Origin of the sequence: Pullulanibacillus pueri (genome assembly GCF_014639255.1) — a bacterium.
GTDB lineage: Bacteria > Bacillota > Bacilli > Bacillales > Sporolactobacillaceae > Pullulanibacillus > Pullulanibacillus pueri.
Genome location: NZ_BMFV01000045.1, coordinates 17592 through 27815, shown reverse-complemented (window position 1 = coordinate 27815; position 10224 = coordinate 17592). Strand labels below are relative to the sequence as shown.

The following is a 10224-nucleotide window of genomic DNA, read 5'->3' as shown; positions in this document are numbered from 1 at the left end:
GTTAGATTTTTAAGTGGGGATAAAGAGTAGGAGCTTTACTCCTACCCCAACATTTGACTTAGAACCGCTTTTAAAAGGTTATGAAAAGGCTATGATTGAGATAAGCTCTATTTTAAAAGCATCTTTTATAGAGGGGGAAGGGCAATGAAACTGATTGCCGGATTGGGCAATCCAGGTTCTGAATACATACATACACGGCATAATATAGGTTTTGAGGTGGTTGAAAAATTAGCCGAGGAACATCGTATTCCTATGAACCGATCTAAATTTAATGCATTATATGGTAAAGGGACGATCCATGGAGAAGAAGTCCTGTTAGTTAAACCGTTAACATATATGAACTTGTCTGGAGAAGCTATTGGTCCCATGATGAGTTATTTTAAGATCCCGATCGAGGACATATTAATTATTTACGATGACCTGGACCTTGCTGTAGGGAAATTACGGTTAAGACTTAAAGGCAGTGCAGGTGGACATAATGGTATGAAATCCATTATTCAACACGTCGGTTCAACAGAGTTTAAAAGGTTGCGTTTTGGAATAGGGCGCCCACCAGGTCGGCAACCCGTTGTGGACTATGTCCTCAAAAAATTTTCAAAGGAAGAAGACCCTGTTGTAGAGTCTGTTGTTGAAAAGGCAGTCAAGGCCTGTGAGGAATGGTTTAAAGACCCTTTTGATAAAGTCATGAATAAATATAATGCTTGAATAAAAGCCCTAAGTGATGTTTATACTACTCCTAGATTTACCATCTACTAGGAGGGTAAAAATGGAAATATATTATCGCTGTAGGCATTGCGGTGTCCAGGTAGGGCATTTAAAAAACGATGTTTTTGATACAAATCATCTCGGTTTTAATCAGTTGAACAGTACAGAACGCACCGAACTTATCGAATATAATAGTAAGGGTCACATTAATGTTTCAACAATATGTGAGGATTGTCAGGAAGCTTTAGAGCGAAATCCTGATTACCATCAATTTGACACATTCATACAGTAATAAAGCTTTGGTCTAGGCTACCAAGGCGTTTTCTGTTTGAGGGAGGGGATTACTTGTGCTTGGCTTAAAACAATTTTTTTCAGAGAATGTAAGGGATCTTAAAGTCGTGCTCGAAGGCTTTTCAAATGGTATGCGGCAACAGTTTGTTGCAGGTTTATCCAACGCTTCAAAATCGTTATGGGTTTCCTCTCTCTATGAAGATCGGCATGAGACCATTTTAGTTGTGACACACAATTTGTTTCAAGCTCAAAAGTTATATGATGACCTTGAAGGGCTGCATTCAGATACAGAAGTGTTTCTATATCCAGTGAATGATCTTATTGCGTCAGATATTGCTGTTGCGAGCCCAGAGCTTTTGTCGCAACGATTACAAGCGCTTAATTACTTGGCGGAGAACAAGAAGGGGATTATTATTGTCCCGGTGGCGGGATTAAAACGATTTATTGCCCCTGAAAAGTATTGGAAAAGAGGCAGTCAGACCTTTAAGGTTGGCGATATTCTAGAAATTGAGGCCTTAGTACAAAGGCTTTCTGCCGTAGGTTATGATCGTGAAGCGATGGTGAATTCCCCAGGACAATACAGTATTAGAGGGGGGATCATTGATATTTACCCGCTCACGTTGCCTCATCCTGTTCGGATGGAGCTCTTTGATGATGAGATTGACTCTATCCGCTATTTCGACAGTGAAACGCAGCGCTCATTAGATAAAATTGATCAAGTAACAATTGGCCCGGCACGGGAGTTAATCTTATTTCCCGAGCAATATAAAATGGGGGCAGAAAGATTAGAAGAGGCTCTTGCTCATACGTTGACAAAAGTCAAAAATAAAAAAGTAAGAGAAGCTTTATCAGAGACCCTTAGTAGTGAAATTGAGGCCTTAAAGGAACAAACCGATTTCCAAGGCATGATGAAATATACACAATTGTATTATGAAGAAAAGACGACTCTATTAAACTATATGCCCAAAAACACATTGGTGGTTGTAGATGAAATTAGTAGGGTGCAAGAAGCTGCAGAACAGCTTGATCAAGAAGAAGCGGAATGGCTAACAGCATTGCTTGAAAAGGGGGAAATGGTCAGTGATCTTCCTCTCTCAAGAAGTTGGAATGAATTAAGTTCCTTTTCTTCTTTTCAATCATTGTTTTTGTCCCTGTTTCTTCGTCACAGTCCACAAATTCAACCTGAAAATATTATTAATGTGACCTGTCGAGCCATGCAAAATTTTCATGGTCAAATTAACGTGCTCAAAAATGAGTGTACACGATGGGTAAAAAGTCATTTTGCGGTTCTTTTTGTTGCTCATGACAAAGATCGTGCACAAAAGATGGTCAGTGTTTTTCGAGATTATGGTATCGATTCAGAATATCTCGATCCCAAAACAAGGCCGACACCTGGAACCATTAATATTACGGTTGGACAACTAGGCGGTGGGTTTGAACTGGTGCAGCAAAAGCTCGCCGTTATTACAGATCAAGAAGTCTTTGCAAATAAAGCTTATAAGTCTAAAAGGCGTCCTAAAAAAGTGACGAATGCCGAGCGCTTAAAAAGCTATAATGAGCTTAAAATTGGTGACTATGTCGTTCATATTGATCATGGTATTGGTCGTTATATAGGCATTGAGACCTTAGAGGTCGGTGGAAACCATAAGGATTATTTGCATATTCGTTATAAAGGTAACGACAAGCTGTATGTTCCTGTTGAAAAAATTGATCAGGTACAAAAATATGTTGGCTCTGAAGGAAAGGAACCGAAACTTTACGCCTTGGGTGGCAGTGAATGGAAACGTGTCAAAACGAAGACGAAGTCATCCGTCCAAGACATTGCCGATGATCTGATTAAGTTATATGCTGAACGCGAGGCTAGTAAGGGTCATGCCTTTCAGCCTGATGGCCCTGAGCAGCGAGAGTTTGAAGCAGCATTCCCTTACCAGGAAACAGAAGATCAGATTAAAGCAATTGAAGAGATCAAGCAGGATATGGAAAAAGTCCGTCCAATGGATCGCCTTTTATGTGGAGACGTGGGGTACGGGAAAACAGAAGTGGCCCTAAGAGCGGCCTTTAAAGCTATAGTAGAGGGCAAACAAGTCGCCTTTTTAGTCCCTACAACGATATTGGCCCAACAGCATTTTGAAACAGCTGTGGAACGCTTTTCTGATTTTGCAGTTAAGATCGGTGTGTTGAATCGCTTCCGCTCTCGTAAAGAACAACAAGAAACGCTAAAAGGGCTAAAGAATGGAACGGTGGATTTAGTCATCGGGACACATCGTTTGTTATCAAAGGATATAACATTTAAGGACTTAGGCTTATTGATTGTTGATGAAGAACAACGGTTTGGTGTGACCCATAAAGAGAAAATCAAGCAGATGAAGGCAAATGTCGATGTTCTGACTTTAACAGCGACTCCGATCCCTAGAACCCTCCACATGTCAATGTTAGGTGTTCGTGATCTGTCAATCCTAGAGACGCCACCAGAAAATCGTTTTCCAGTGCAGACGTATGTCACTGAATATAGCGGAGCGCTTGTGCGTGAGGCGGTGGAACGTGAATTGGCAAGAGGCGGACAGGTCTACGTTCTCTATAATAGGGTCGAAACGATACAACAAATGGCCAATCAAATTGACACGATTATTCCTGATGCCCGTGTGGCTTATGCCCATGGTCAGATGAAGGAAAACGAATTGGAGTCGGTCATGATTGACTTTTTAGATGGGGCCTATGATGTGCTTGTATCGACCACCATTATCGAAACGGGTGTTGATATTCCTAACGTGAACACACTTATTGTCTATGATGCGGATCGGATGGGGTTATCTCAGCTTTATCAATTGAGAGGTCGTGTGGGTCGCTCCAATCGTGTAGCCTATGCGTACTTTACCTATCATAAGGACAAAGTGATGAATGAAGTGGCGGAAAAACGATTGCAAGCGATTAAAGAATTTACAGAGCTTGGTTCGGGATTCAAGATTGCTATGAGAGACTTGTCCATTCGTGGAGCCGGGAACTTATTAGGGGCTCAGCAACATGGCTTTATTGATTCTGTTGGTTTTGATCTCTATTCACAAATGCTAAAAGAGGCAGTTGAAGAAAAGACCAAGACAACCACAGAGCAAACAGTGAAAGTTGAAACCAATTTGAATATCGAAGCCGATGCGTATATTCCAGATACCTATATAGGGGACTCACTACAAAAAATAGATATGTATAAGAAATTTAAAAGTGTGACTTCCCTTAATGAAGTCGCAGAATTGGAAGAAGAAATGGTCGATCGTTTTGGTGACTATCCAAGAGAAGTGAGTGATTTATTCACTGTCGCTAAGATTAAGGCGTTGGCAACAGAATTGCTTATTGAATCCATCAGTGAAGAAAAGAATGGCTATGTTCTTTTGTTTTCAGAAGAAGGCTCGGGGAAATTAGACAACTACCAGTTGTTTGAGGCCATTAGTGGGTATGGGAGAGAGGCCGGATTGGGTTCAGAAGGGCCCAAAATTAAAGTGACTCGATACCTTGCGAAAACCAATAGTAGTGATCAATTAGAAAAGCTTAGTCAATTCCTTTATGATATATATAACAACCAAATTAAGGTGGCAAGTGTCAGTTAATCTTTTTATCTTAGGTTTAAGGAGTAAAGCCTCTTTGGTAAAAACGGGGAGACAAGGCCAGGATGATCTGTCCATAAATACCGGATTCTGTTGAACGGGCATTCGGTTGGCGAAGAAGGAAATTCCTGAATGAAGTTTCACTTTATGTATAGAACGGAAAACAACGCAAATAATAAGACCAGAAAACATTGGCGTTATCTTATACAAATTTCCATTATATCTAGAAAGTGAGGCAGCTTAAGATGAAAGCAACAGGTATTGTACGCCGGATAGATGATTTAGGACGCGTTGTTATTCCAAAAGAAATTCGTAGAACTTTACGCATACGTGAAGGAGATCCTTTAGAAATATTTGTTGATCGTGATGGGGAAGTGATTCTAAAGAAATATTCCCCAATAAGTGAATTAGGTAATTTTGCTCAAGAGTATGCCGATTCCCTCGCGGAAAATTCCGGTAGGTTGGTTTTGATTGCTGATCGTGACGCGGTTATTGCGGTATCTGGTGGATCAAAGAAAGACTATTTAGAAAAGAGTATCGGTCCAGATGTTGAAAAGGCGATGGAAAATCGGAGTACGATAAAAGAAACTTCCGGAAAGGGACAATTGGTTGACCACATTGATCAGTCAGGTGCCTTTGTGATTGCTCCTATCATCGCAAGTGGTGATCCGATTGGAGCGGTGATGATTGTATCTAAAGATCATGAGGATGTTGGTGACATAGAGGCAAAACTTGCAGAAACAGCTGCTGGTTTTCTAGCTAGACAAATGGAGCAATAATCCGATAAAAAGGACTAAAATATTATTCATATACAAACAAAGGGGCAGCTTTACTTAATGGCTGTCTCTTTTTTATTATATCAGCCATTATAAGTTGAACATTTATAATGGCTGTCTTCTTTTAATAAAAAAGGTAAATCTTATACGTCGATAGAGTGAATAGTGTTGATTTTCACTCCGGGCCGCTCGCTTTCCTCATGCCCACAGGACTAAGGAAAGCTTCTAAGGGATAATCCTCGCAGAAAAATTGTGTTTTTACGATTTTTTGATGTGGTAGTCGGGGTCCCCGAAAAGTGCTTTTTACTTTTTGGGGTGTGATTGATGTACCGGCTTCTGCAGGTGTCACACGGACGTGACGTTTTTACCTGATCATCCTTAGTGGATTCAGCTAATTTTGGAATGGACTAGTTAGTTCCTAGCTCCAAGTTCCTGTTCTTGCGTTTACTGGATCTGCTTTGTAGTGAGCTTGCTCGGAACAACTCGAAGTTTACTCGGGAAGTCACACTAGTTGCTGTTCCCGAAGGAGCCAGAGCACCTTCTGTTCCAATTAACTGGGTGTTTAAGCTGCCATTTGGTAACAAAAACTTTTTTAAAAGTATAAGCGGTCGAGGCAATAAAGAGATCGGTAGAAAAACTGATCCTTATGGATAAAGAGCTAGGTGTAAGCCAAGCAATTCTCATCTAAACGAGGAACTGGCATGTTTTTCACCCGGTTTTCTAAACTCGTTTTTTTGAATTGAGGTCGGCTATGATATAATCACCCTAGAATTGTGAGTGTGATGATCTAATGGAGCGAAGTATTTTGCGCGGGGCATTTATCCTAACGGCCGCCGCTTTTATCATTAAGGTATTAAGTGCGGTCTATCGCTTACCCTATCAAAATCTAGCGGGGGATATAGGGTTTTATGTTTACCAACAAGTGTATCCTTTTTATGCCTTTGCCGTGACAATGGCTGGATTTGGTTTTCCCGTCGTTCTTTCAAGGATGATTAGTGAAGCGCGTATGAAGCAGGGGCAAAAAGGCGTTCAAACTGTTTTTGCCACCGCTGCAAGTGTATTATCAATAGTTGGATTGTTTCTGTTTTTACTCTTATTTTTAGGGGCACCCTTTATCGCCTCGTTAATGCAGGATGCTTTACTGGTTAAGCCATTACATATGATTTCGTTTATTTTTTTATGGATGCCGCTACTTGCCCTCTTTAGAGGTTATTTTCAAGGCCTTCAGGATATGAAACCAACGGGGATTTCCCAGGTTGCTGAACAGGCGTTACGCGTTACGTTAATTTTAGGGCTGTCTTTTTATCTTTTTTATAAAGGCTCAGGACCTTATACCTTTGGTACAGCGGCAGCCTTTGGGTCGATGATTGCGCCCGTTGCGTCCACCTTTTTTCTCTTGCTTTTTTTCTATAAAACTAAAGGGAGCTCGAGACCGCAAATACAATGGCATTGGGATTTTAAAGTAGTGAAACGATTCCTTTTTGAAGGATTAGCCTACACTGTTGCCTCATTGGCAATTGTGCTGTTTCAATTCGTGGACACATTAACGCTTGTTCCTTTTCTTAATGATCAAGTGAATGCTGCTCGAGAGTTAAAAGGCATTTATGATCGGTCCTTTCCATTTATTCAAATGGGGATGATGACGGCAGTGGCATTAGCGACATCAGCTGTCCCGGTTTTGGCACAAATTAAAGGAGAAAGTAAAGAGCATGTAACTCAATGGAGACAGCCTTTGCGTCTTGCCATTATTTTTGGTAGTGCAGCCGCCGTAGGTTTATTTCTTATCGTTAAAGAAACGAATATTTTTCTCTTTGAAGATAGTTCAGGTTCTCTGACACTTGCAATCATGGTGTTAAATATTTTAAGTGCCTCTATCATTATTACTAGTGCAACGCAACTCCAAGGGCTAGGCCGGATTTGGTTGCCCATGATTTTAATGGTGGCTGCAGCGTGTGTGAAACTCGGCCTGAATGGTTTACTCATTCCTTCAATGGGGATCCTAGGAGCAGGGTTGGCAACAACGATGAGTTTATTTGGTCTCTCGTTACTGCTGTTGGGGATACTCAAAAAAGAATGGCGTATGCGTCTTTTTCACTGGAAGGAGTATGGTGTACTTGGAATGGCTAACCTTCTCATAATGGTAGTCGTATTCCTCTGGAAAACCTTGCTTCATGGCTTTGTTTTTCAAGGGCATCAGGGGCGTATAGAGGCGGGGCTTATAGCTCTTTCAAGTGCAGTTTGGGGAGGGTTTATATTCTTATTTTTTATTGCACGAAAAGGTCTTCTGGAAAAAGAGGATATTGAGCAGTTCCCTTTTGGCGGAATGATGGTCAAGCTATTATTCAAAAATCAATCAGTGAGGAGATCAAGTGATGTCGGGAACGATTAAAATTATTGGATTGGGAGCAGGCGGATTACAACAATTGACGGTGGGTATATATCATACGTTGAAAGATGCGAAGCGGCTGTATTTGAGGACAGAAAAACATCCAGTTATCGAAGAGTTAAAAGGTGAGCTTTCTTTTCACACTTTTGACGCTATTTACGAGAGTCATTCCGACTTCCATTCTGTCTATGAGGAAATCGTTGATGAATTAGTGCGTGAATCTAAAAAGGGAGACCTTGTTTATGCAGTACCTGGTCATCCGATGGTTGCAGAAAAAACTGTTCAACTTTTATTAGAAAAAGCAAGGACTGAAGAAGCCTCCGTTGAGGTAGTCGGGGGACAAAGCTTTATTGATCCACTTTTTAGTGCTTTGGGCATAGACCCTATTGAAGGGTTTTATTTCTGTGATGCCGTAGATCTAGAAGGAGATCAGTTGCCCTTAACGTCACACATGGTGATTTGCCAAGTTTATGATGCCTATATTGCTTCAGAGGTTAAATTGACTTTGATGGAAAAGCTACCTGCTGAATATGAAGTGGTTATTGCAAAATCCGTAGGAAATAGCGATCAAGAACTTCTCCGCGTCCCCCTTTATGAGTTGGATCGTCAGGTAGAGGTTGATAATTTAACAAGCGTATATGTCCCTCCTATAGAGGATGAACGCTTATTACATCGTCACTTCTCTTATCTTCGCCAAGTGATTAAGACGTTAAGAAGTCCAGAAGGGTGTCCTTGGGACAGAAAACAAACGCATGAATCGTTGCGGAAGTATCTCATTGAGGAAGCTTACGAAGTGATAAGTGCGATTGACGAACAAGATGATGATCACTTGGTAGAAGAATTAGGCGATGTTTTGTTACAGGTGTTGCTTCATGCCCAGATTGGAGAGGATGAAGGCTATTTTGACATTAGTGATGTCATCAAGGGATTAACGGAAAAAATGATTCGCCGGCATCCCCATGTTTTTGGTGATGAAACAGCACAAACAGCGGATGAGGTCCGCACGCGCTGGGAAGAAATTAAAAAGATCGAGCAGCAAGGGCAACCTCAACTTACCAGTATTTTTTCTGAGCTTGAAAAAGGATTGCCCCCGCTCATCATGGCTCATGACATTCAAAAGGAGGCTGCTAAAATAGGCTTTGATTGGCCAGAGAAGGAAATGGTTTGGAATAAAATCTATGAAGAGCTTGAAGAATGTCGCCAAGAAGTAGAAAAGAATGATTCAGGTAAGCTTGAGCGTGAATTAGGCGATGTTTTATTTTCGATAGTTAATCTTGCAAGAGTGTACGCGATTGATCCTTCAATAGCCTTAAACACCACAAATCAAAAATTTATGAAACGTTTTAAGGGGATTGAAAGAGTGGCTCATGAATCCGGACAGTCCTTACATGCGATGTCATTAGAGGAAATGGATCAAATTTGGGAAAATATGAAGGAAAAATAGTAATAATAAAGGAATAATAAGGTTTAAAAACGAAGTATTTTGGTAGACTGAAAAAATAATAGCGATAGTGATGTCGCCGTACGTGGTCAGTGAGGAAAAAGCGCACTGAAAACTAAGGAGGATGAAGTGACATGAATAAAAATCAGTTGGTTGAAAACATTGCAACAAAAACGGGAGTAACAAAAAGGGATGTCGAAAGTGTTGTCAATGGGTTCTTGGAGGAAGTCACAACTGCCTTGAAGAACGAGGAAAAGGTTCAATTTGTTGGCTTTGGTACGTTTGAAACAAGGGAACGTTCCAGCCGGACAGGGCGAAATCCACAAACAGGTGAGGCGATTGAAATTCCAGCGTCAACAGTTCCTGCATTTCGTCCTGGTAATAAACTTAAGGAAGCTGTTAAATAATTATGCGACTCGATAAATATCTCAAAGTTTCACGATTAATTAAAAGAAGAACAGTGGCTAAAGAATTGGCTGATCAAGGCAGAGTATTGGTCAATGGTCGCGCTGCTAAAGCAGGAACAGAGATCCAAATTGGTGATGAGCTTAGTATTCGTTATGGTCAAAAAAATGTCGTTGTTAAAGTAACGAACATACAAGAAACTGTAAAAAAAGAAGAGGCAGAATTGCTTTATGAAGTCATCAATGAAGAGCCCATAAATTCATAAGATCCGCCAAAATAGATTGTTTTTTAGAAAGAGGCTGGGTCAGAAGTCGTTCACTCAAAGAAAAAATCCGTCCATTCAAATGATGAATCTTTTGAATGGGCGGATTTTTCTTTATACTTAACCTGGGGCAAATCGCTCTGTCAAAAGACTTCGCTTTCCATGGGCGCGGCCACAGCTTACTTTGGAGAAGTATTTAAGATTAAAAGCCCCCATTCCTGCGTCTACGAGTATTGCTTCGAAGTAAGCTTTCACGGAACCACTCGAGGTTGATTCGTGAAGGAACGCTGGTCGCTGTTCCCGTAGGACTAAGGAAAGTCCCTAAGAGAAATTCTTGTAGAAAATCATGTTTCTTTTTTTAG

The 10224-nt window shown here is 40.8% G+C and carries 8 protein-coding genes; all 8 read left to right on the top strand.

Annotation, left to right across the window (positions count from 1 at the left end):
• Positions 1–144 precede the first annotated feature (144 nt).
• Positions 145–705, top strand: coding sequence for an aminoacyl-tRNA hydrolase (pth, locus tag IEV91_RS19430; protein WP_188499091.1), 561 nt, complete (start codon positions 145–147; stop codon positions 703–705).
• A 61-nt stretch (positions 706–766) separates the two neighbouring features.
• On the top strand, positions 767–997 hold the full coding sequence (fin, locus tag IEV91_RS19425; RefSeq protein WP_188499090.1) for an anti-sigma-F factor Fin: 231 nt from the start codon (positions 767–769) through the stop codon (positions 995–997).
• A 55-nt stretch (positions 998–1052) separates the two neighbouring features.
• Complete coding sequence (gene mfd, locus IEV91_RS19420; protein WP_188499089.1) at positions 1053–4595, top strand: transcription-repair coupling factor; 3543 nt, start codon at positions 1053–1055, stop codon at positions 4593–4595.
• A gap of 242 nt (positions 4596–4837) precedes the next feature.
• Complete coding sequence (gene spoVT / locus IEV91_RS19415; RefSeq protein WP_188499088.1) at positions 4838–5371, top strand: stage V sporulation protein T; 534 nt, start codon at positions 4838–4840, stop codon at positions 5369–5371.
• Positions 5372–6158: 787 nt separating this feature from the next.
• Positions 6159–7757, top strand: a complete 1599-nt coding sequence (locus IEV91_RS19410; protein WP_188499087.1) for a putative polysaccharide biosynthesis protein — start codon at positions 6159–6161, stop codon at positions 7755–7757.
• Positions 7741–9198, top strand: a complete 1458-nt coding sequence (yabN, locus tag IEV91_RS19405; protein WP_188499086.1) for a bifunctional methyltransferase/pyrophosphohydrolase YabN — start codon at positions 7741–7743, stop codon at positions 9196–9198. Before IEV91_RS19410 ends, yabN begins: the two co-directional genes overlap by 17 nt.
• Before the next feature lie 131 nt (positions 9199–9329).
• A complete protein-coding gene (locus IEV91_RS19400) occupies positions 9330–9602 on the top strand; it encodes an HU family DNA-binding protein (RefSeq protein ID WP_188499085.1) in 273 nt (90 codons plus the stop codon).
• A gap of 2 nt (positions 9603–9604) precedes the next feature.
• Positions 9605–9865, top strand: coding sequence for an RNA-binding S4 domain-containing protein (locus tag IEV91_RS19395; RefSeq protein WP_188499084.1), 261 nt, complete (start codon positions 9605–9607; stop codon positions 9863–9865).
• Positions 9866–10224 lie beyond the last annotated feature (359 nt).

What these genes read in the sequence shown, in the direction of transcription:
- pth (WP_188499091.1), top strand. Translation starts at nt 145, where the DNA reads ATGAAACTGATTGCCGGATTGGGCAATCCAGGTTCTGAATACATACAT.
- fin (WP_188499090.1), top strand. Translation starts at nt 767, where the DNA reads ATGGAAATATATTATCGCTGTAGGCATTGCGGTGTCCAGGTAGGGCAT.
- spoVT (WP_188499088.1), top strand. Translation starts at nt 4,838, where the DNA reads ATGAAAGCAACAGGTATTGTACGCCGGATAGATGATTTAGGACGCGTT.
- IEV91_RS19410 (WP_188499087.1), top strand. Translation starts at nt 6,159, where the DNA reads ATGGAGCGAAGTATTTTGCGCGGGGCATTTATCCTAACGGCCGCCGCT.
- yabN (WP_188499086.1), top strand. Translation starts at nt 7,741, where the DNA reads ATGTCGGGAACGATTAAAATTATTGGATTGGGAGCAGGCGGATTACAA.
- IEV91_RS19400 (WP_188499085.1), top strand. Translation starts at nt 9,330, where the DNA reads ATGAATAAAAATCAGTTGGTTGAAAACATTGCAACAAAAACGGGAGTA.
- IEV91_RS19395 (WP_188499084.1), top strand. Translation starts at nt 9,605, where the DNA reads ATGCGACTCGATAAATATCTCAAAGTTTCACGATTAATTAAAAGAAGA.